This window comes from Rugosimonospora acidiphila, assembly GCF_039543385.1.
GTDB classification, from domain to species: Bacteria; Actinomycetota; Actinomycetes; order Mycobacteriales; family Micromonosporaceae; genus Rugosimonospora; species Rugosimonospora acidiphila.
Genome location: NZ_BAABJQ010000015.1, coordinates 66,807 through 87,044, shown reverse-complemented (window position 1 = coordinate 87,044; position 20,238 = coordinate 66,807). Strand labels below are relative to the sequence as shown.

Here is a 20,238-nt window from a genome sequence, read left to right as displayed (position 1 = left end):
GTTGCTCTCACGCATCGGTGCGGGTAGATGTGAATGATGCCGTTGCCATCCGAGGTGTCGTTGCCATCCGAGGCCATCCCCACCGACACGGTCGTGCTGCGCCCACCGCGGCCCGGCGACACCGACGACCTGCTCGCCGCCGCGAACGACGCGCTGGTCAGCCGGTACGTCACGGCCCTTCCCGCCCCGTTCACCAGCGAGGACGCGCAGCGGTGGGTCACCGCCGGGGCCCGGTCGGTCATCGCCGACCCGCACACCGACCGGCTGCTCGGCGCCGCCGGCCTCCACCCCGTCTCGGAGGCGGACGGCGCCGCACGGATCGGTTGTTGGGTGGCACCGTGGGGGAGGGGCCAAGGGGTGGGCGCCGCCGCCCTCGGCGCGTTGACCGGCTGGGCCAACACCCATGGATTCGATCGGGTCGAGCTGCTCACCGAGCCGGGCAACGCGACCGGCCAGCGGATGGCCGTCCGGGCCGGCCTGACCTACGAGGGCGTACGCCGCGGCGCGGGGCGGGGCCGCAACGGAAAGCGCCACGACCTCGTGGCCTGGGCCCGGCTGGCGGGCGACCCGCCCGGCCCGTCGCCGCGGCGCCTGCCCGACCTGCCCGGCGGCGAGCTGACCGACGGCGTCGTGCTGATCCGCCCCCTGGTGGCCGGCGACACCGGCGACATGTTCGCGCTGATGAGCCTGCCCGAATCGGTGCGCACGACCGTCCCGCCGGTGGTGCCCGATCCGGTCGGGGTGCGGCGCCGCTGCGAGCAGTCGCAGGGCGAGTGGATCGCCGGCGAGCGCGCCCGGATGACCATCCGCGACGCCGCGACGGGCACGTTCGCCGGCAACATTGGACTGCACTGGACCGGACCGGGGATGGATGAGCTGCTGGTGGGTTACGCGCTGGCGCGGCCGTACCGGGGTCGGGGATACGCGACCCGGGCGACGAAGCTGGTCGCCCGCTGGGCGTTGACGGAGGTCGGGGCGCCCCGGCTGCTCTCGGGAACCGCACCGGAGAACGTGGCGTCGCAACGGGTCCTGGAGCGTGCCGGCTTCCAACGCGAGGGCTACGAGCGCTCGCGCCTGCCCGGTGCGGATGGTGGTCGGATCGACAACGTGTCGTTCGGCCTGCTCCCGCGCGACCTGCTCGACTGACGGCCGGGACGACGCGGATCGGAGTCAGCGAGGCTGCTGCGGCGACCCGTCGTCGAACTTCGGCACCGCGGGCGGCTCCAGCTTGACGGTCAGCGGCCGGGGCCGGTCGCAGGGTTCATGGTGGCAGGGCGGTGGGACCGGCTCGTCGGGGCAGCACCGCTCCATCCGGGCGCGCAGCTCCTCGTCGCGTCCCCGTTCCAGGGCCGCGGCCGGGTTGGCGCGCTCGGTCAGGTCCCGTACGGCCGAGATGTCCGAGGCCATCCGCTCCTGCAGCGCGGTCTGCCGGCTGGCCTGGTTGACCAGCTCGCAGGTCTGCTTGGAGATCTGCTCCAGCACGCACAGCACGGCGTCGGTCTGCTGGCTGAGGTGCAGGAGGATCTGGTCTCCCAGGTACACCTCGTTGGCGACCACCTGCATGCCGGCCGCGACGTTGGCGAATCCGTGCACGAGCGTGGTGTTGACCGCCTGCACGCCGGCGTTCACGTTGTTCGTCGCCAGGGTCTCCTGCACCAGGTTCGCGTTGACCTGGTCGAGCTTGCCGTTGGTGGAGACCAGCTGGTTGTAGACATCGGTGATCGAAGGCATCGGACTACTCCTGTTCCTGCGCGTCGGGCGCGGTGGGTTCGGCGGGTGGGTTGAGGTCGTTGGGCCGGGTCTCGTGCAGGGTGGTGCCCCACTCCCGCAGCTGCCGGGCCTTGACATGTGAGGGGAGGTCGCCGGTCGGCTGGTATGGAACGTCGGCGTAGGTCAGGTAGCACTCAACGCGCTCCACCGGCCCGATCGGTCGTTCGTCGACGCGCAGACCGAGCTGACCCGGTACCGAGGACAGCGTGCGCACCGCGGTCGGTACGGCGACGGTGATGGTGGCGGTCTGACCGGCCGGTACGGCGACCTGTGCCGGGGTACGGGGATGGTAGGAGATCGGCACTATGCCCTCGGACTGCGGCATCTGCCGTAGGACGTCGGCGAGGTACACCGTCAGGGTGCGGGTCGCCGGGTCGTAGTCGTAGCTGCGCCGGCTGGCCCACACGTGGTAGGTCTCGGTCGAGTCGTTGCGTACGTCGATGGTCACGGTCAACTGGGGACGTGCCGCGGCGGCGGCCTCCGGCGCTGCCGGCGTCTCTGGCGCTGCCGCGGTCTCTGGCGGTGCCGGTGTCTCTGGCGGTGCCGGTGTCTTTGGCAGTGCCGGCGTCTCCGGTGGTGCCGTGACGGTGGTCCGGACGATCTGCAACCCGTTCACGGCGTGCCCTCCTCGATGCCCGGTAACGTGGCGGGACCGTGGGCGAGCCAGGCCCGCAGTTCGGCGGCGACGGCCGTTTCGATCTCGGAATCGCTGCGCGGTTCGAGGGCGGTGGCCACGCAGCGCCAGTACGCGGCGACCGGCGCCACGATCGCCCACCGGGTCAGTGGCAGCGGCACGCCGACCGCGTCGAGCCACCGGCCGAGCCGCCGCACGAGCGGAGGCCCCAGCGGGGGCGAGCCCCCGTCCGCGACCGCGCCCAGGGCACCGCCCAGCCCGGAGGCGTCCAGGCCGCGGGCGGAGGCGGTGTGCGCCGCGGCCCGTACCCGGCCCACGGCCAGCTGTGCGAAGGACTCGCCGGTGCTGGCGAGCGCCCGGGCACCGGTCACCCGGCAGTAGGCGAGCTCGACCATCTCCAGCAGCGGCGCGACGACCAGGTCGCGGACCTCGGCGCGCAACCGCCCGTCCGCCCGCATGGCGGCGGCCAGCTGGGGGCTGAACCGGTAGTACTCGCGGTGCAGCGCGTCGAAGAACTCGCGGCCCCCGGCGTCGGCCCGCAGCACGCCGTCGCGTACCCGCCGCAACCGGTCGACCGCGCCGCTGTACGACGAGCCGTAAGCGGCGGTGACGACCAGGCAACCGCCGTCGTCTCCGCCGGTGATCCCGCAGCCGCCGTCGTGGCTGTTGATGTCCCGGTGGGTGATGCCGAGGCGGTCGCGCATCACGTTCTCATCGGTCTCGGCGGCGGGTTCGTCGTTTGCCTGCAATGTGCCGGTTGCCGCGTGCAGGCTGTGTGACAGCTCGTGGTAGAGAATGACCGGGTTCGGGTCGACGATGTGGTTGCCGTCGTCGTCGACCACCCAGATCCCCGCACCGTTGCACTGCGACAGGTCATACACGGCGCGGATCACGGCCGGGCTCGAAGTAGTGTCCACATAGGACATACCGTTGCCGGTGAGATCCGTGCCGCTGTGCGGATCCAGCACGCCGGCGGGCAGGCCGGTGACGACGATCCGCACGTCGTCGGTGGCCGGGATGCCGAAGTCGGGCTGCGCGGGCATGTCGAAGTCGGTGTTGACCAACTGGTCGAGGCGGTCGGCGGTCGGCCCCTGGCCGGCGGTCTCCGCGTAGGTGAGCTGGATCACGCTGGAATCGGTGGGCACCGTCTCGTCGCCGAGGCCGAAGTCCGCCCCGCAGATGGTGAAGACGTCACTGAGCACCAGGTCCGGATCGCCGGTCTGATCGATGAACAGGGTCATGGGCATCCCCTTAAGACGCGATGGTCTCGTCGAGTAAGGGTCAGCCGTAAAACCCCAGCTAGGAGGGCAAGTGTCGGATCTGGGCAGTGTCCGGGACGTGACGGCGCGGCGGCGGTCAGCGGTTTCTGGTCTCGGCTCGGGTGCCCTCCGCCGTCCGGTACTTGTACCGTGGTCGCGTCCGGCGGCGGCACGGGCGGGACGGGAGGACGGCTGTGCGGGCGGTGGACGAGGCGGAGTTGCGCGACGCGCTCCGCGACGGCGACGTACTCGACTGTGCGCAGGACGGCGGGCGCCGGCCGGTACCGGCCGAGCTGTTGCGTCGGGTGTGCCGCGAGGGAGGCGCCGGCGTCGACCCGCACGGCATCGGGCTGCGCAACGCGGCGATCGTCGGGACCCTCGACCTGGCCGGCATCGAGCTGCCGGTTCCCCTGCGCTTCGAGGCGTGCGAGTTCGACTCGGCGCTGAGCTGCGAGGGCGCCGCCCTGCACGCGCTGGCGCTGACCAACTGCCCGGCGGTGCCCGGCATCCTCGGCAACGGGCTGCGAGTGCGGCGTGACCTGGACCTGTCCGGATCGGTGATCAGCGGAGCGCACCGCACCGTGGCCAGCACCTCGCGACGCTCGGCGATCTGGCTGTGCGAGGCGGACATCGGCGGCCGGCTGCTCTGCGTCGGCACGAAAGTCACCGCCGAGGGCGAACGGGCGATCCAGGCCGACCGGCTGCACGTCGGCGGGAACGTGCGGCTGCTGCACGCGTTCACCGCCGTCGGCGAGGTCCGGCTGATAGGCGTGACCATCGACGGCTCGCTCGACCTGAGCGGGGCGTCCATCCTGAACCCGCACGGGGTCGCGCTGGACGCCGCGGACGCGGTCATCGGCGGCAGCGTGTTCCTCATCGATGACGCCGACGGTCCGCCCACGATCCTGGGTCGCATCGACCTGAACAGCGCCCGGGTCTCCGGCCAGGTGCTGATCCGCAACGCGGTGCTGCGCGAACCGCCGGGTAACGCCCCGGTGGGCGGCCCGTACGCGAAGCAGCGCGGCGACGGGACGGCGGTCAGCGCGCCTAGGCTCACCGTCGGGGCGGACCTCAGCGTGGAGGGCAGCTGCGACATCGACGGCGGCATCGACCTGTCGATGAGCCAGATGAGCAGCCTGTCCATCACCGGCGCGACGCGCCTTCGCGCCCCGCGCGGCATCGCCCTGAATCTCGGCAACGCGCAGGTCGACTCGACGCTGCTGATCGGCGAGGGCGTCCACGTGCGGGGCAAGCTCGACCTCACCGCCACCCGGATCAAGGGGGACCTGATACTGAACGGAGCGGTGCTCACCGGCTCCGACGGCCACCATCTGCTGGTCTCTGCATACGGTGTGAATGTGGACGGTGCCGTGCAGCTGGAGGGGTTGCGGGCAACGGGCGGCACAGTGAACTTCTTCGGCGCCGTCATCGGCAGCGTCGTCAACGCCTCGGGCGCTCAGCTCGACAACCCTGGCTACCGCACGTTCAGCCTGCACCAGGCGTCGGTACGCGGCTCGGTGCGGTTCGTCGACGGATTCCGCTCGACGGGACGGATCAACCTCACCCGGGCGATAGTCGACGGGCGGCTCGACTGCCGCGACGGGGAGTTCATCGGGCCGGCCGACGGTGACGGCTGCGCGATCGAGGCGAGCTCCGCCGTGTTCCGAGGCGGCATGTATCTCGGCTGGAAGGGCGCCGAACCCGCCGTCGACTTCACCAACGCCAGCACCACCGTGCTGGCCGACGATCCGCGATCCTGGCCCCGGCGTTACTCGATCGCGGGCCTGACCTACGACCGGTTCGGTGCCGCCGGGGACGAGCCGGGCGCGCAGGTCTGGGACAGCCGGCAGCGCAGGCGATGGCTGCACGGGCAGGCGGACTACGATGCCGGACCGTACGAGCAGGCCGCCCGGGTGTTCCGGCAACACGGGTACACCCGGGAGGCCGAGCAGATCCTCATCGATGCGCGGACCGAGGCCCGGCGCGCGGGGCCGGGCCGATCGTTGCGGCGCACCGTCCTGGACACGGCGTACGGTCTCAGCGTCGGCTACGGGTTCCGGCCCGGACGGGTACTCTGGGCGCTCGCCGTGCTGCTCGTCGCCGTCATCGTCTCGCTCCAGATCGGCCCGGTGAAAGGCAGCCTGCGGACGACCGACCCGCGCGGAAACGTGTACGCCGTCGACGGACGCCTCGTCACCGTCGACGCCGCCTCGCCGGGATCGGCGGGATCGGCGGGATCGGCGGGATCGGCGGAATCGGCGGGATCGGCCGATGGTCTCGCCGTCGCCTCGGCGGCGCGGCCCAGCGCGGACGGCTGCGGTGCCGGCCAGATCCGGTGCTTCAACCCGTACTTCTACTCCTTCGACACCGTCATTCCCTTGGTGTCGCTGGATCAGCGCTCGACCTGGTACCCGGATCCGCACGCACCGGCCGGCCGGTTCGCCGAGTGGTGGCTCGACCTCGCGACGCTGGTGGGGTGGCTGCTGTCCTCCGTGGCGGTGTTGTCCTTCGCCCGCCTCGCCCGCAGCCTGTGACCCGGGTGCCTCGGTTGGGGTTGCCCGGCCGTCACTGGCCCAGGCGTCCGTCGATTCGCTCGCGCAACAGGTCGACGTGGCCCATGTGGCGCGAGTACTCCTCGATCATCCCTACCAGCACCTCGCGCAGCGACATCGACCCTCCGCCGCTGCCGTGCTGGTTCAGGGGGTCGTCGGCGGTGATATCGAGGCTGGGCGCCTCCGTGACGAACCGCGTGGCGAATGCCACCTCCGCACGCCACGCCTCCCAGGCCTGCGCGACCAGCTGAGGATCGGCGAGCGCCCCATCGAAGTCACCATCACGGTCGGTCGCCGAGCAGTACAGTCGGGGCGCGTCCTGTCCCGCCATCATCACCCGGAAGGTCGCACGCTCCATCTCGGCCAGGTGCCGCACCAAACCCAGCAGCGACATCGTCGACGGCTCGACGCAGCGCCGCGCCATGGCTTCCGCGTCGAGACCCGCGCATTTCAATTCCAACGTGAGGCGGCCACGACGCAGGGCCTCGACCAGCGTGGTGCGCTCGTCGCCCAACCGCGGTCCGTGCTCGCGCGGGTCGTCGTCGGAAGGCTTGCCGTCGGAGGTGAACATGTCCGCTCGTCGGGAGGTCGCCATGATCGCATCATCGCGGCCCGATGGGACGCCGGCAACGGATTTACGCCGCCCGCCCCCCGCCGCGAGGAGTCAGTAGTGGATGGCGCCCCGCGCGCCACCGCCCACGGCGATGGCGTCTCCGGTGATGGCGACGCTGCGGGGCGACGCGAGGAAGGTCACCACGTCCGCGACCTCGGCGGCGGTGACCAGGCGCCCGATCGTCACGTTGGCGGCCAGGGCCGCCTCCGCGTCGGCCGGGGTGATGCCGCGCGCGGACGCGTACTCCGCGATCGTCGCCGGGGTTCGTTCCGTCACCGTGGTGCCGGGATGCACCACGGTGACGTTGATGCCCGCCGGCCCGAGTTCGTCGGCGAGGTTCTTGGTCATGGCCGCCACGGCGACGTTCCGGATCGCGCCGAACGTGTTGCCGGTCTGACGGGCGGCGAGTCCGCTGATGTTGATGATCCGTCCCCAGCGCCGCGCCGCCATGTCCGGCGCCACCGCCCTAGCGAACCTCAGGTAGCCCAGCACCTTGGTCTCGACCTCGGTGCGCAGGTCGTCGTCCACCGACTGCGCCAGCGGCCGCAGCGAGCCCGGGCGCGCCGGCTCCGCGGCGGAGTTGACCAGGATGTCGACGCCGCCGAGTTCGGCGACGGCACGGGCCACGGCGGCCCGTACGGCGGCGTCGTCGGTCGTGTCCGCGGGCAGCGCCAGGGCGCGGGTGCCGGCCGGAAGTCGGGAGGCGGCCGCCCGCAGCGCCGCCGGGTCACGGGCCACCAGGACGAGTTCGGCGCCCTCGGCGGCCAGCGCTCGCGCGACGGCCCACCCAATTCCCCGGCTCGCGCCGGTGACGATCGCGCGCTTGCCCGTCAGTTGCAGGTCCATGCCGGTCCGATCCGTGATCTAGGTGCGAGGGCTCCAGTCTGCCACCTCTCCTGTGGCCGGGGTCGGGGAGACGAGCCCGTGCTCGGTAAGCCGGCGCTCCGCAACCGGATGTACTACGGTCGGTACCGGTTGCCAACCACAACCAGTTCTCCTCGTCCGCTTGGAGGCGACATGACGGGATTCGAACCGGCGGCGCGGCTGGCCGCGGGATTCAGCGACCCGAAGGCGCAGGCCCTGCCGTGGTCCGATGTCCTCACGGTGCTGGAGTCATCCGAGATGTTCTGGCTCTCGACGGTGCGCCGAGACGGCCGCCCGCACGTCACGCCGCTGCCCGCGATGTGGCTCGACGATCGGCTCCACTTCTGCACCGGCGCCGGCGAGCAGAAGGCGAGGAACCTCGAGACCAACCCCAACTGCGTCCTCACCACGGGCACCAACGCGTACCGCTCGGGCATCGACGTCACGGTCGAGGGCGCGGCCGAGCGGACCACGGATGCCGAAACCCTCGGCCGGCTCAGCCGACTCTGGCGGGACAAGCTCGACTGGGTGTTCGAGGTCGGCGACGGCATCTTCCTCGACGACACGGCAACGCATCCGGCGCTGGTCTTCGCCGTCGCGCCGGCGAAGGTGCTGGCGTTCACGAAAAACCCTTACAGCCAGACCCGCTACGTCTTCTGACGCCGCCGCGACCACCCCTCGGCCCCGCACGCGCTTTCGCGCGGGGCCGCTGACGCGTCTGGTGAACGGTTCGGATGGCCACGGGCGCACCTTCGCCGCCGCGGCCGGTTAGGGTCGGACCAGCAGCCAACGTGGAGGACCCGAGATGAGCGATCTGCCAGGCCTGTTGGGCGCGGCCATCCCCGTGCCCGCCTTCCCCGCCGACGAACTGGCCGCGCTGATCCGGCTGCAGGCGACGCTGGACGGCGAGATAGCGCCGGCGGCCGCGGCGGCGGACGCCGCCGGTCGCTACCCCACCGCCGCGGTGGCGGCCCTGAAGCGGTCCGGGATCCTCCACACTGGAGTCCCGAGGGAGTGTGGGGGGCTCAGCGCGTCGCACCGGCTCTCGCTGGAGGCGCAGGTGCGCATCGGCGTGGCCGATTCCTCGGTGGCCCAGATCTTCAAGGTGCACGACGAGCTGACCCGCGAAATCTTCGTCTACTGCCCCGACGCGCTGCGCCCGCTGCTCACCGACCGGATCCTGCGTGACGACGCGATCCTCGGCCTGGCCGTCGCGGAGGCGGGCCGGAAGGTCGACGACCCCTGGAGCACCATCGCCGCGCCCCGTCCGGACGGCTCGTTCACCATCAGCGGCACGAAGATCTACACCACCGGCGCGGCCGAGGCCGACCTGATCGCGGTCTGGGCGTTCAACCCGCAGGCACCGGGGGCCACCGACAACCCGCTGCTGGGGCTCCAGCTCAATCTCGTGCCGCCCACCGCGGACGGGGTGCGCGTCCACCGCGACTGGGACATGCTGGGCCAGCGCGCCACCGACTCCGGCACCATCACCTTCGAGGCGGTCGACACCGATGCGGCGCTGTGCGCCAGCGTGCCCGGCCGCGCCCCGCTGCCGCAGAACGCGGTGCGGTACCAGGCGGGGTTCGCCGCGGTCCTGGTCGGCATCGGCATCGGCGCGCTGCGGGCGGCGGTGCCGTTCGTCGCCCAGCGGGCCCGCCCCTGGCCCTCGGCCGGCGTGGACAGCGCGGCCGACGACCCGATGGTGCGGCGGCTGACCGGGGAGCTGGTCAGCGGCCTGGCCGCCGCGTACAGCCTCACGCTGGCCACCGGCGACCTGCTCGACGCGTACGAGCGCGGCGAGCTGACCCGCACCGAGCTGGCCGTGCCGATCTACGCCGCCAAGGCGGCCGCCACCCGCGCCGCGCTCGCCACGACCAGCGAGCTGTACGCGCTGATGGGCGCGAGCGCGGCCCGCGCGGGGACCGGCTTCGATCGGCACTGGCGCAATGCGCGCACGCTGTCCCTGCACGACCCGGTCGACTGGAAGCACGCCGAGATCGGCGCGCACGTGCTCACCGGCTGGGAGCCACCCCCCGGGATCTACACGTGAGCGCTGCGGATTAGCGTCCACGCCGTCGGACGTGTTGTCGACGAATTCGTGAACGAACCGGTGGCGTTCGGCTTCCGACAGGCGCGCAACGCGACGCGTGAGCTTCATCTCCTGGGCACCCAATCTTCGTTTCGCCACCCGCGACCCGCCAATCTCCAGCCGGTAAGGGTGCGAATTTCGCGCTCCGACCCGCGTCCGCGGCCCGCTGGCGGCGCCGATTCGGCCGGAAGCGCGACTGTCAATTGTGGATGGTCATAGTTTGTCGTGACCCCGGCGGATACCGGTGAGGATGGCGGATACCCAGCCGTAGCGCGGGTCTCGACTGTTTGCCATTGGATGGCACAATGCTCGGCCGGAGGTCTGAGGAGCTCATGGATATGTCTGGCAAGGTTTTCCTCGTTGTCGTCGTCGGCCTGGTGTGCCTGGTCGCGGTGCTGCTCATCGTGTGGGGCGCGACGTCCTACAACAAGCTGGTGCGTCAGCGCAATCAGGTCGACGCGGCCTGGGCGCAGATTGACGTGCAACTCAGGCGGCGGTATGACCTGATACCAAATCTGGTCGAGACGGTTAAGGGGTACGCGGCGCACGAGCGGGGCACTCTGGACGCCGTGGTACAAGCCCGTAATTCGGCGATCGCCGCCACCACGGCGGAACCGGCGGCCCGGGCTCAGGTCGAGAACGCGCTCACCCAGGCCGTGGGGCGGCTCTTCGCTCTCGCCGAGTCGTACCCGACGCTGAAGGCGAGCGCGAACTTCCTCGGTCTGCAGACCGAGTTGGGCGGTACCGAGGACAAGATCGCGTACGCTCGGCAGTTCTACAACAGCGCCGTGCAGACGTACAACACCTCGATCCAGTCGATCCCCACCAATGTCATCGCCGGCATCGGAGGCTTCCGTGGCCGGGAGCTCTTCCAGGCCGCGGAAGGGGAGCGCGGCCCGGTCGCGGTGCGGTTCTAGGGATGAGCGCGTCGCTGTTCCTCGCCGCCGGTCTGGCAATCGTCTCGGTGGGTGTGTGGGGCGTGGCGTACCTGTTGGCTCTGCTGGCCACCCGGCCGGCGCACCCCGAGCCGGCACCGTCCACGCAGGACCTCGGCCCCGAGCCACCCGCCGTGGCCAGCCTGCTGGCCTGTGGCTGGGTGCTGACCGAGGACGCGGCCGAGGCCACGTTGATCGACTTGGCGGCCAGGCATTACCTGGAGTTCCGTCAGCCCGGCAACGATCCCCGGCAGACCACCGTGCACGTGCGTGATCCGAGGCCGGCCGGGCTCAACCGGTACGAACAGATGATTTTCGACCGGGTGACCTCGCTCGCCACCGGTGGGGTGGTGCCGCTGACCGCCCTGACGTTCCGCGACCCGGCCCAGGCGAAGGGGTTCCGCAAGCGGGTGGAGGCGGCCGTCATCGCCGACTGCCGGAAGCGCGGGCTGTCCCGGCGTCGGTTCGGACCGGCGGCGCTGGCCGTCCTCAACGTGCTGGCGGTGGTGTGCGGGTTCGGCCTTGCCGCGGCGGTGATGCTGATGCCCGACTCGAAGAACGCGCACCCGTCCGTGTCGGTGGCGGCGGGGGCGTGGCTGTTCGGCGCGGCGGTGCTCGTCGGCATCGGCAACCGGCCGATCGGCGAGCGGGACACCCCGGCCGGGCTGGCGGCCTGCGCGCGCTGGCTGGGCGTGAAGACCTGGCTGCGCAACACGGAGGAGTTCGCCAACCTGCCGCCGGCCGCGGTCACGGTGTGGGACCGGTACCTGGCCTACGGCGCGGCGCTGGGCGCGACCCGGCTCGCCAGCGGGGTGATCGACCTCGGCATGGGCAACCGGCGCCGGGTCTGGTCCTCCTTCGGTGGCACCTGGCACCAGTTACGGGTGCGTTACCCCAACTTCTGGCCCCGGTACGGCAGGACGGCCCGTTACTTCATCATCGAGGGCCTCCTGGTCATGCTGGGCGGCGTGCTGTTCGTCCGCATCCCCGGCGGGGGCGTCATCCTCCTGGCGGGGGTGCTCCTGCTCTGCTTCGGCCTGTACGTCCTGGCGCGGGCAATCGTCGACGTGGCCAGTCCCGTCACGCTGACCGGGCAGGTGCTCTGGCGCGAGAAGTGGCGGACGAAGTCGGGCAGCGACGACGAGGCCGTTCCGTGGCTGCACTACCTGGCCGTCGACGATGGCGCCGGGGACACCACCACCGCGTGGGGTGTGCCGAGCGAATGGGTCGACCGGTGCCGCGACGGCGACACGGTACGGATCTCGGTACGCCGCTGGAGCCGGCGGGTGCTCAGCCTTGAGGTGGTGGCAGCCAGCCAGGTGCCGCCTCAGGAGGCGGCGAGCCCGGTCTCGGGGGGCACCGAGGCGCTGATCGCCGCCGAACTCGGCATCTCCACCATCCGCGGCGCCGGTGGGGCGCCGCTGCCCTCGCCCGAGCAGCTACTGACCGCCGACGAGGTGAGCCGGGCGGTGGGGGCACCGGTGACCATGCGGGGCATCAGCAACCCTGGTTCGAGGGCGATGTCGGCGGGCGCGGTGGTGTTCGAGGGTGCGGACCGGCGCGCGCTGGTGAGCCTGATCATGGCCGACGGGACGGCCGGCAAGGCAGCCATGATGTTGAACCGGCGTAACCCGCCACTGCCGGGGATAGGCGACGAGGCCTACGGCGGTGATCGCTCGGCGGTGGCGCGTAAGGACGGTGTCGTGGTCAGTCTGTCGACCCGCACCAGCCCCCACCCGGTCGATCCGCGCAACCTGCACTGGCTGCTGTCCGTCGCGATGACCAGGCTGTCGCCGACCCGCACCCCGCCGGGCGACGGGAACGCCGCCGGGCAGCGCGCCGTTCCCTGATCCCGACGCTTCGTCCCGGGCCTCGCGGCCCGGGACGCGGTCGTTCAGATCGCGCTCGCGATCGAGGGATGGCGGTGGCTCACCCGGTGCTGACCGGCAGCGTGGCATAGCCGCGCAGCACCAGGCGGTCACGCAGCTCGCCCGGGCCGGTCAGGCTCAGCCGGGGCAGCATGCTCAGCAGCAGCGGGAACGCGACCTGCGCCTCCAGCCGGGCCAGCGGGGCGCCGAGGCAGTAGTGGGCGCCGCCGCCGAACGATACCGGCGCGATGTTCGGACGATCCGGGTCGAACCGGTGCGGGTCGGGGTAACGCGCCGGGTCCCGGTTGGCCGAGCCGAGCAGCATCGTCATCGGCGCCCCGGCGGGCAGCCGGATTCCGTCACCGAGATCCAGCGGGCCGGTGGTGATCCGGCCGGAGATCTGTGCCGGCGAGTCGTACCGCAGAATCTCCTCGACGAACGCCGGCGCGAGCTCCGGGCTGGCGCGCAGCCGGTCCGCCTGCTCGGGATGCTCCAGCAGGATGCGGATGCCGGTGCCGAGCAGGTTGGTGGTGGTCTCGAAGCCGGCGATCAGCAACAGCACCAGGTTGGAGAGCAGTTCCTCGCCGGTCAGCCCGGCGCCGGCGGTGTCGTCGTGCACGGCGACGAGCGCGCTGGTCAGATCCTCCCGAGGGGCACGCCGGCGCTCTTCGATCAAGCCGGTGAAGTAGTCCTCGAGTTCGCGGCCGGCCACGTCGGCGAGCCGCATCTCCTCCTCCGTGCTGACCGGCTCCAGCACCACCGTCAGGTCGGCGGCCCGCTGCCGGAACCACAGCCGGTCCGACTCGGGGACGCCGAGCAGTGCGCAGATCACGCCGATCGGCAGCGGGTACGCGAACGCGCTGACGAAGTCGGTGCTGGTCGGCATCGCCTTGATCAGATCCTCGGCCTGGCCGGCGATGACGTCGCGCATCGCGGCCACCCGGCGGGCGGTGAAGGTGGCCGCCGCGGCGCGGCGTACCCGGGTGTGGTCCGGCGGGTTGCTGTGCAGCAGGGACCCCACGATCGAGGCGACGCCGCGGTTCTCCCGCCAGTCCGGCCAGAACTCGTCGTAGGCGGCGGCGTCGGCCAGGCGCAGGTTCGGGTCGCGCAGCAGCCGGGTGGTCAGCGCGTGGGTGGTGACGAACCAGCCGCGGTCGGCCGCCGGGAAGATCGGCGCGTGCGCCCGGATCACGTCGTAGGCCGGGTATGGATCGAGGCGTCCCTCCGCCTGGAACAGCGACGCGAGCGCGGTCTGGTAGTCCATCCTGATGCCTCCCCGTTTCGGACGGTTGCGATGTGTCCATCATGCCCGGCGCCGGCCAGCGGCCGGATCGGCGGTCGCGGACGGCGGGGGGACCTCGCGAGCGGCCCGGACATGCCGGGATGGACGAGCGCACGGGTCGGCGGGCCTCGGCGGCCCGACGACCACGGCCGCCGAGCGGGTTACCAGGGCACCACCCCGGCATCCTCGAAGAATCCGCCGGTCGGGCCGTCGTCGGGCAGGGTCGCGAGCCGGATCGCGATCGCCGCGCCCTGCTCGGGGGTGCGCACGCCGCGGAACCCGTTGAGGTCGGTCGCGGTGTAGCCCGGGCAGCCGGCGTTGATCAGGATGTTCGTGCCGCGCAGCTCCTTCGCGTACTGGATGGTGACGGCGTTGAGGAACGTCTTCGACGGCGCGTACGCGGCCGACAGCGGGCCGGTCGCCAGCTCGGCGGCGGGGCCGGTCTGCCGGGTCAGCGAACCGACGGCGCTCGACATGTTCACGATTCGCGGCGACGGCGAGCGGCGCAGCAGCGGCAGCATCGCGTTGGTGACCCGGATGACGCCGATCACGTTGGTCTCCACCGCTGTCCGTACGGTCTCGGGATCGACCGTGGTGGGCTCCTGCGGCCTGCCACCGATCACCCCGGCGTTGTTGACGAGCACGTCGAGTCGGCCGGCGCGCTGCTCGAACAGCGCGGCGGCCGTGGCCACGCTCGCGTCGTCGGTCACGTCGAGCGGCACGCCGAACGCGTCGACGCCGGCCGCGCGCAGCTTCTCCACGGCGGTCTGGCGCCGCCCCTCATCCCGGGCGCCGACGCCCACGCTCCAGCCGAGGGCGCCCAGGCCGGCCGCGATCTCGTACCCGATTCCCTTGTTCGCGCCGGTGACCAGCGCGATAGTCCGTTCGCTCATGCGGTCGATCCTGTCGGCGCGCGGGCGTGCGCTCCAACACCGTTTGGGTAGGCAGCGATACCTGGCCGGTATCGATGCGGGCCGGCCGCCTCGCGGCGACCGCCTCCCGTGCGCCGGGCTTGGTCACGCGCCACCGCGCCGCTGCCCCGGTACCGTGATGGCATGGAGACTCGGGAGCTGCGGTACTTCATCGCTGTCGCCGAGGAACTGCACTTCGGGCGGGCCGCCCAGCGGCTCGGCATCGCGCAGCCGCCGCTGTCCCGCGCGATCCGGCAGCTCGAACGGCGGCTCGGGGTGACGCTGCTGGAGCGCACCAGCCGGACGTGCGCGCTGACCGAGGCCGGCTCGGTGCTGCTGGTCGAGGGCCGGGCGGCCCTCGACGCGGTCGACGCCGCCGACCGCCGCACCCGCCGTGCCGCCCTCGCCGAGACCGGCCACCCGGGACTGGCCCTGGCCACCAAGGCCGGGGCGACCAGCGAACTGCTGTCGAAGCTGCTCGACGCGTACGCCGCCGAACCCGGCGCGGTCACCGTCGACGTGCTGCTGTGCGGCATCGGCGAGCAGGAGCGGCTGCTGCGCGACGGTCGGGCCGACGTGGCGCTGCTGCACCGGCCGTTCGACTCGACCGCCGGTTTCGACACCGAGGAACTGCTCACGGAGGAGCAGGTCGCGGTCCTGCCGGCCGGGCACGCGCTCACCGGCCGGGCGCACCTCCGGATGGCCGATCTCACGGCGCTGCCCGGCCTGCCGATGCCACGCTGGCCCGCGCCCGACGGCACGTACCCGGACGGCCCCGGCCCGCAGGCTCGAGACACCGCTCAGCTGTACCAGCTGATCGCGCTGGGCCGGGCCTGCGCGGTGCTGCCCGAGTCGTGCCGGGCTCACCTACGCCGCGACCTGGCCGCCGTACCGGTGCTGGACGCGCCGGCGGTGACGACGGTCATCGCCTGGCCGCCGCACAGTCGATCCCGGGCCCTCGCCGGGCTGGTCCGGGCCGCCACCCGCCTATAGCCGGAAGATCGCCAGGACGAATCGCTTGGCCCATCCGCCAATGTCATCGCAGATGTGTCCGATGACCTTCGGTCCCTTGGCCTGCGTCAAGCCGCCGGGACGCTCAAGGCAGGAAGTCCAGCAGCTGACGGACGGTCTGTTCGGGGGCCTCCTCCGGAATGAAGTGACCGACGGGCACCGGGCCCCCGCGGACGTCGTCGGCCCATTCCCGCCAGATCGCGAGCGGGTCCTCGTACAGCTTCGCGACCGAACCCCGCTGCGCCCACAGGAACAGCACCGGACAGTCGATCTTCCGGTTGGCGTTGCGGTCGTCCTCGTCGTTCTGGACGTCCAGCGTCGCGGACGCCCGGAACTCTTCGCAGATCGCGTGCGCCGTGGCGGGGTCGCTGAACTGCTTGACGTACGCGGCGCGTATTTCGGGCGGGAACGCGTCCTTGACCTCGGGCCAACTGTCGAGCATGTAATCGACCAGCACGGTGGGGTTCGCGCCGATGAACCGTTCCGGGACCGGCTCCGGTGCGGCCAGGAACGACCAGACCCAGTAGGCGAGGTTGAATTCGCGGCCGGCCCTCCGGTACGCCTCCGCCACGGGGATGACGTCCATGACGGCGAGCCTGGTCACCGCGTCCGGGTGGTCGAGTGCCAGCCGGTAGCCGCAGCGCGCGCCGCGGTCGTGGGAGACGACGCTGAACCGCTCGTAGCCCAGCTGCCGCATGACCTCGACCTGGTCGCGGGCGATCGCCCGCATGCTGTAGGGCTCGTGGTCGGGGGTGCTGGGCGGCTTGCCGCTGTCTCCCCAGCCGCGCAGGTCGGTGGCGATCACGGTGTAGTGCTCGGCGAGCCTGGGCGCCACGCGGTGCCACATGAGGTGCGTCTCGGGGATGCCGTGCAGCAGCAGCACCGGTGGCCCGGAGCCGCCACGGCGCGCGTGGATGGTCGTTGCCGACGTGGAGACGTCCAGCTCATCGAATCCGTCGAACACGGGCCACCAACCTCTCCCCATCGTTCGGGGGTAACGGCGCCAGGGTAACCGTGTGTCATCGCCGGTAACGGAGTGTCGCCGAAGTGGCGAACGGGGTCCGGTTGGCGGTGGGTCGCTCGACCGCGCCGCGCCGCGCCTGCCGACGCCGCGCCTGCTATCGGCGGGCGGCCGTGCCTACCGGCGGGTGGCCACCGCCTGCCGCCCGTTCGCGGAGGCGCTTCCGTCGCCGTCCGCGCCGGTCGGGTCGCGCCTCGCCGAGAGCCCCGCGCTGGCCAGGCACAGCGCCGCCACCCCGGACAGCAGCCACCGGTACGAGGCGAGGTGCGACAGCTCCGAGAGCAGGACGGGCAGCGCGAATCCCAGGTAGGTCAGCGAGTAGTAGATGCCGGTCAGCGTCGCGAGACTGCGCGGCTCGGCGATGGCCTGCACCTCGACGAGGCCGGAGACGATGCAGATCCCGTACCCGAGGCCGAACAGCACGGCGGCCAGCACCGTCACCGCCGGGGACAGCACGGTGGCGTCGACGGCCAGCAGCACGGTCGCCGCCGCGATGAGGATGAGCCCGACGAGGGCAGGGCGGCCACCCGTGCGCCGCGCGAGGAGCGGGGCGAACGGTTGCACGCCGGCCCCGCAGCACAGCGCGACGACGGCCAGCAGCGCGGCGAACGCGACGTGATCGGCGCCGACCCGGGTCGACACCAGTGCCGGGGCGACCACGAACGCCAGGGCCGGCGCGGAGAAGACCCAGGGCGCCATCGGTACGACACGGGTGAGGAACCGCTGGCGGCCGGCCCTCGGTACGCGCAGGTCCGCCAGCAGCGGCCGGGAGTCGCCGGTGCCGGTGCGGGTCTCGACGGCCCGCAGCAGCGCCGGCAGCGCCGCCAGGGACAGCGCGATGTGCAGCAGGTACGGCGTCAAGGTGGGTGCCGGGCCCCACTGCGCGAGGGCGCCGGACACGCCGGCGCCCAGGCCGAAGCCGGCGGTCAGGGTGAGCGAGGCGCGGCGGGCCCGGCTGGCCGGGCCGGCGTCGTGCTGGGACAGCTCCTTGATCCAACTGGTGCCGACTACCATCGCGACGGCGACGCTCACCCCGCTGACCAGGCGGCCCAGGCACATCGACACCACGTGAGTGCTGCCGGTGCCGAGGATGACGCTGCCGAGGATGCCCAGGGCGAGCGCGGCGACCACCAGCCTCTTGCGGCCGTGCCGGTCCGACAGCGGTCCGGCGAGCAGGAATCCGGGTATCAGCCCCAGGACGTAACACGCGAAGAACAGGTTCACCTGCACCGAGCTGTACCCGTCGAGCTGGCGGTACATCAGCAGCAGCGGGGAGAAGTGGTTGCCGCCCCAGGCCGCCAGCAGGATGGCCGGGGCCGGCAGGCGCCAGGCGCCGCGGGCCAGCCGTGCGTTGCGCCGCGTCGCTCCGGCCGCGCCGGTGCTTCCCGGCCCGGTGCCGAGCTCACCCGGCGTGGTAAAGCCTGTCACCCGCGGATTATGCCCAGGCCGGCCGGTCGGTCGCCGTGACCGCCGCCACCGGGAGCCGACCCGTTGCCCCTTCGGCCCGTTGCTCCGCCGGCCCGCGGCTCCCGCCCGGCAACGCCGCGTCGATCGTGGATCATGGATGATGTTCACCTGATCGTCGCGAACTCGACCACGCCCACTGTCCCGCGCTGCTGGGATACTCGGCGGACGGAGCCGCGCAGCGACGAGACGGGTCACATGGGTGAGATCGGCGACGAGTCACCGGCGACGAGTGTGGGCGCCATCGCGCGGCCGGTGGTCTGCGTGGGCGCCGACCTGCCCTGCGAGGAGCTGGATCGACGCTTCCGGGCGGACCCGCGGCTGCCCTGTGTGGTGGTCCGCGCCGATGCCGGCGACATCGGGCTGGTGGCCCGGGAGTCGTTCGCACAGCTGATGTCCGGCCCGTTCGGGTACGGGCGGGCGCTGTGGGCGGGTACGCCGGTGGGTAGCGTCACCGACTGGCGCCCGCTCATCGTGGGGCCGGACGTCTCGGTGGTCGAGGTCTGCGAGCTGGTCCGGCGGCGCGACCGGAACCGGCGGTACGACGATGTCATCGTCGTGGACGCCGAACGGACCGTACGCCGGGTCTCGGCGGCCCGGCTGTTCGAGACGTTGGCGCACCTCATGGCCCGGCTCGCGATCACCGACCCGCTCAGCGGGCTGGTCAACCGGGCCCGGTTCCTTGAACTGTTGGACTCGGCCTGCCAGACGGCCGCCGGCGACCGGGTACTGGTCGCCTACCTCGACCTGGACCGGATGAAACAGGTCAACGACGCGTTGGGGCACAACGCCGGTGATCGCCTGATCGCGTCGGCGGCCCGCCGGCTGGCCGCCGTGGCCCTGCCCGGCGAGGTGGTGGCCCGGATCGGCGGCGACGAGTTCGCCGTGCTCGGCCGCCTGCCCGCCCGACTCGCGGTGGATGGCGTCGCGCGGGCGGTCGGCGAACGGTTCCGTGCCGCGCTCGCGAGGACCGACGCGACCCTGCCGGTCGCGGCGCACAGCCGGGCCAGCGTCGGCGTGGCGGTCAGCGGCGCCCGCGCGCACGGCCACACCCTGCTTACCGAGGCCGACATGGCCATGTACCAGGCCAAGCAGCACGGCGGGGACGGCGTCGCGGTGGTCGTCGGCGTGGGGGAGCAGCTGGACGCCCACCACCCGGGCGCCGGCCACGGGCTGACCCACGCGATCAGCGGTGGCGAACTCGTCCTGTATTACCAGCCGATCGTCGACCTGCGGGCCGGGCGGGTCAGCGGCGTGGAGGCGCTGGTGCGCTGGCGGCATCCGCGCCACGGTCTGCTCGGGCCGGACGCGTTTCTCGCCGACGCCGAGCGCGCCGACCAGATGCCCGCGCTCGACCGGTGGATCCTGGCCCAGGCATGCTCGGACGCCGCGTCCTGGCCGGCCACCCTGGGGGAGCTCGCCCCGACGTTCGTCAACGTCAACGTGTCCGTCGACACCCTGCGCGACGGCAACTTCGATGACCGCGTCGTGGCCGCGCTGGCCGCCACGGGGCTGCACCCTCGGCGGCTGTGCCTGGAACTGCCGGAGTCGGCCAACCTCGCGGTGCTCACCGAGGCGGTGCCCGTCCTGCGCCGGCTGCGCGACCTCGGCGTGGGTATCACGCTCGACGACATGGGGGCCGGCTCGTCAACCCTGCGCCATCTCTCGGTCCTGCCCATCACCGGCATCAAGATCGACAAGCTGTTCATCGGCGGCATGTTGCACAACCGCAGCGACCACGCGGTGGTCAAGCTGCTGACCGACCTGGGGCACAACCTCAATCTGGCGGTCACCGCCGAGGGCGTCGAGCAATCGGCTCAGCTCCAGTCGCTGCGCGCGATGAACGTGCCGCACGCCCAGGGCTTCCTGCTCAGCCCGCCCCGCCCCACCGACGACCTGGTCCGCCTGCTCGCCGGGCGCAGCGGGGTGCTCAGCGCCCGGTGAACCCGGGGCGCAGCGGGGTGC

The 20,238-nt window shown here is 72.2% G+C and carries 17 protein-coding genes; 8 read left to right on the top strand and 9 right to left on the bottom strand.

Annotated elements, in window-relative coordinates; translation table 11 throughout:
* Window positions 1-36: 36 nt before the first annotated feature.
* Window positions 37-1,146 (top strand): GNAT family N-acetyltransferase, encoded by a 1,110-nt coding sequence (locus tag ABEA87_RS23960; protein ID WP_345633047.1) that lies wholly within the window; start codon window positions 37-39, stop codon window positions 1,144-1,146.
* 24 nt (window positions 1,147-1,170) lie between these two features.
* Here ABEA87_RS23960 and ABEA87_RS23955 read toward each other — a convergent pair whose 3' ends face one another.
* From ABEA87_RS23955 to ABEA87_RS23945, 3 genes are all read right to left on the bottom strand, one after another.
* A complete protein-coding gene (locus ABEA87_RS23955; protein ID WP_345633045.1) occupies window positions 1,171-1,731 on the bottom strand; it encodes a hypothetical protein in 561 nt (186 codons plus the stop codon).
* A 4-nt stretch (window positions 1,732-1,735) separates the two neighbouring features.
* Window positions 1,736-2,218, bottom strand: coding sequence for a hypothetical protein (locus ABEA87_RS23950; protein ID WP_345633043.1), 483 nt, complete (start codon window positions 2,216-2,218; stop codon window positions 1,736-1,738).
* Window positions 2,219-2,382: 164 nt separating this feature from the next.
* Window positions 2,383-3,645, bottom strand: a complete 1,263-nt coding sequence (locus tag ABEA87_RS23945; RefSeq protein WP_345633041.1) for a CFI-box-CTERM domain-containing protein — start codon at window positions 3,643-3,645, stop codon at window positions 2,383-2,385.
* Between the two features lie 212 nt (window positions 3,646-3,857).
* Here ABEA87_RS23945 and ABEA87_RS23940 point away from each other — a divergent pair, with 212 nt between their 5' ends.
* The gene (locus ABEA87_RS23940) at window positions 3,858-6,197 is read left to right on the top strand and encodes a hypothetical protein (RefSeq protein WP_345633039.1); all 2,340 of its coding nucleotides are present in this window, start codon (window positions 3,858-3,860) and stop codon (window positions 6,195-6,197) included.
* Between the two features lie 31 nt (window positions 6,198-6,228).
* Here the strand turns inward: ABEA87_RS23940 and ABEA87_RS23935 are convergent, their stop codons facing one another.
* Entirely contained in the window at window positions 6,229-6,786 is a 558-nt protein-coding gene (locus tag ABEA87_RS23935) for a DinB family protein (RefSeq protein WP_345633037.1), read from the bottom strand.
* 93 nt (window positions 6,787-6,879) lie between these two features.
* A complete protein-coding gene (locus tag ABEA87_RS23930) occupies window positions 6,880-7,674 on the bottom strand; it encodes an SDR family oxidoreductase (RefSeq protein WP_345633036.1) in 795 nt (264 codons plus the stop codon).
* A gap of 171 nt (window positions 7,675-7,845) precedes the next feature.
* Here ABEA87_RS23930 and ABEA87_RS23925 point away from each other — a divergent pair, with 171 nt between their 5' ends.
* The 4 genes from ABEA87_RS23925 to ABEA87_RS23910 all read left to right on the top strand — a co-directional run bounded on the left by ABEA87_RS23925 (window position 7,846) and on the right by ABEA87_RS23910 (window position 12,566).
* Window positions 7,846-8,352 (top strand): pyridoxamine 5'-phosphate oxidase family protein, encoded by a 507-nt coding sequence (locus ABEA87_RS23925; RefSeq protein ID WP_345633034.1) that lies wholly within the window; start codon window positions 7,846-7,848, stop codon window positions 8,350-8,352.
* A 145-nt stretch (window positions 8,353-8,497) separates the two neighbouring features.
* A complete protein-coding gene (locus tag ABEA87_RS23920) occupies window positions 8,498-9,742 on the top strand; it encodes an acyl-CoA dehydrogenase family protein (protein ID WP_345633032.1) in 1,245 nt (414 codons plus the stop codon).
* 377 nt (window positions 9,743-10,119) lie between these two features.
* On the top strand, window positions 10,120-10,698 hold the full coding sequence (locus tag ABEA87_RS23915) for a LemA family protein (protein WP_345633031.1): 579 nt from the start codon (window positions 10,120-10,122) through the stop codon (window positions 10,696-10,698).
* Window positions 10,699-10,700: 2 nt separating this feature from the next.
* The gene (locus ABEA87_RS23910) at window positions 10,701-12,566 is read left to right on the top strand and encodes a DUF2207 family protein (protein ID WP_345633029.1); all 1,866 of its coding nucleotides are present in this window, start codon (window positions 10,701-10,703) and stop codon (window positions 12,564-12,566) included.
* Window positions 12,567-12,645: 79 nt separating this feature from the next.
* On the opposite strand, the gene ABEA87_RS23905 is transcribed toward ABEA87_RS23910, so the two are convergent.
* Together ABEA87_RS23905 and ABEA87_RS23900 are read right to left on the bottom strand one after the other, a co-directional pair.
* Complete coding sequence (locus ABEA87_RS23905; RefSeq protein ID WP_345633027.1) at window positions 12,646-13,848, bottom strand: cytochrome P450; 1,203 nt, start codon at window positions 13,846-13,848, stop codon at window positions 12,646-12,648.
* 179 nt (window positions 13,849-14,027) lie between these two features.
* Window positions 14,028-14,759, bottom strand: coding sequence for an SDR family oxidoreductase (locus ABEA87_RS23900; protein ID WP_345633025.1), 732 nt, complete (start codon window positions 14,757-14,759; stop codon window positions 14,028-14,030).
* A gap of 162 nt (window positions 14,760-14,921) precedes the next feature.
* On the opposite strand from ABEA87_RS23900, the gene ABEA87_RS23895 reads away from it, so the two are divergent.
* The gene (locus ABEA87_RS23895; protein ID WP_345633023.1) at window positions 14,922-15,770 is read left to right on the top strand and encodes a LysR family transcriptional regulator; all 849 of its coding nucleotides are present in this window, start codon (window positions 14,922-14,924) and stop codon (window positions 15,768-15,770) included.
* 103 nt (window positions 15,771-15,873) lie between these two features.
* Here ABEA87_RS23895 and ABEA87_RS23890 read toward each other — a convergent pair whose 3' ends face one another.
* On the bottom strand, window positions 15,874-16,752 hold the full coding sequence (locus tag ABEA87_RS23890; RefSeq protein ID WP_345633021.1) for an alpha/beta fold hydrolase: 879 nt from the start codon (window positions 16,750-16,752) through the stop codon (window positions 15,874-15,876).
* Between the two features lie 174 nt (window positions 16,753-16,926).
* Entirely contained in the window at window positions 16,927-18,237 is a 1,311-nt protein-coding gene (locus ABEA87_RS23885) for an MFS transporter (RefSeq protein WP_345633019.1), read from the bottom strand.
* 132 nt (window positions 18,238-18,369) lie between these two features.
* Between ABEA87_RS23885 and ABEA87_RS23880 the strand changes: the two genes are divergently transcribed.
* A complete protein-coding gene (locus tag ABEA87_RS23880) occupies window positions 18,370-20,217 on the top strand; it encodes a putative bifunctional diguanylate cyclase/phosphodiesterase (RefSeq protein WP_345633017.1) in 1,848 nt (615 codons plus the stop codon).
* Window positions 20,218-20,238 lie beyond the last annotated feature (21 nt).

Coding starts and splice junctions, on each gene's coding strand:
- ABEA87_RS23960 (WP_345633047.1), top strand. CDS start 37: ATGCCGTTGCCATCCGAGGTGTCGTTGCCATCCGAGGCCATCCCCACC.
- ABEA87_RS23955 (WP_345633045.1), bottom strand. CDS start 1,731: ATGCCTTCGATCACCGATGTCTACAACCAGCTGGTCTCCACCAACGGC.
- ABEA87_RS23945 (WP_345633041.1), bottom strand. CDS start 3,645: ATGACCCTGTTCATCGATCAGACCGGCGATCCGGACCTGGTGCTCAGT.
- ABEA87_RS23935 (WP_345633037.1), bottom strand. CDS start 6,786: ATGTTCACCTCCGACGGCAAGCCTTCCGACGACGACCCGCGCGAGCAC.
- ABEA87_RS23930 (WP_345633036.1), bottom strand. CDS start 7,674: ATGGACCTGCAACTGACGGGCAAGCGCGCGATCGTCACCGGCGCGAGC.
- ABEA87_RS23925 (WP_345633034.1), top strand. CDS start 7,846: ATGACGGGATTCGAACCGGCGGCGCGGCTGGCCGCGGGATTCAGCGAC.
- ABEA87_RS23920 (WP_345633032.1), top strand. CDS start 8,498: ATGAGCGATCTGCCAGGCCTGTTGGGCGCGGCCATCCCCGTGCCCGCC.
- ABEA87_RS23915 (WP_345633031.1), top strand. CDS start 10,120: ATGTCTGGCAAGGTTTTCCTCGTTGTCGTCGTCGGCCTGGTGTGCCTG.
- ABEA87_RS23910 (WP_345633029.1), top strand. CDS start 10,701: ATGAGCGCGTCGCTGTTCCTCGCCGCCGGTCTGGCAATCGTCTCGGTG.
- ABEA87_RS23905 (WP_345633027.1), bottom strand. CDS start 13,848: ATGGACTACCAGACCGCGCTCGCGTCGCTGTTCCAGGCGGAGGGACGC.
- ABEA87_RS23900 (WP_345633025.1), bottom strand. CDS start 14,759: ATGAGCGAACGGACTATCGCGCTGGTCACCGGCGCGAACAAGGGAATC.
- ABEA87_RS23895 (WP_345633023.1), top strand. CDS start 14,922: ATGGAGACTCGGGAGCTGCGGTACTTCATCGCTGTCGCCGAGGAACTG.
- ABEA87_RS23880 (WP_345633017.1), top strand. CDS start 18,370: ATGGATGATGTTCACCTGATCGTCGCGAACTCGACCACGCCCACTGTC.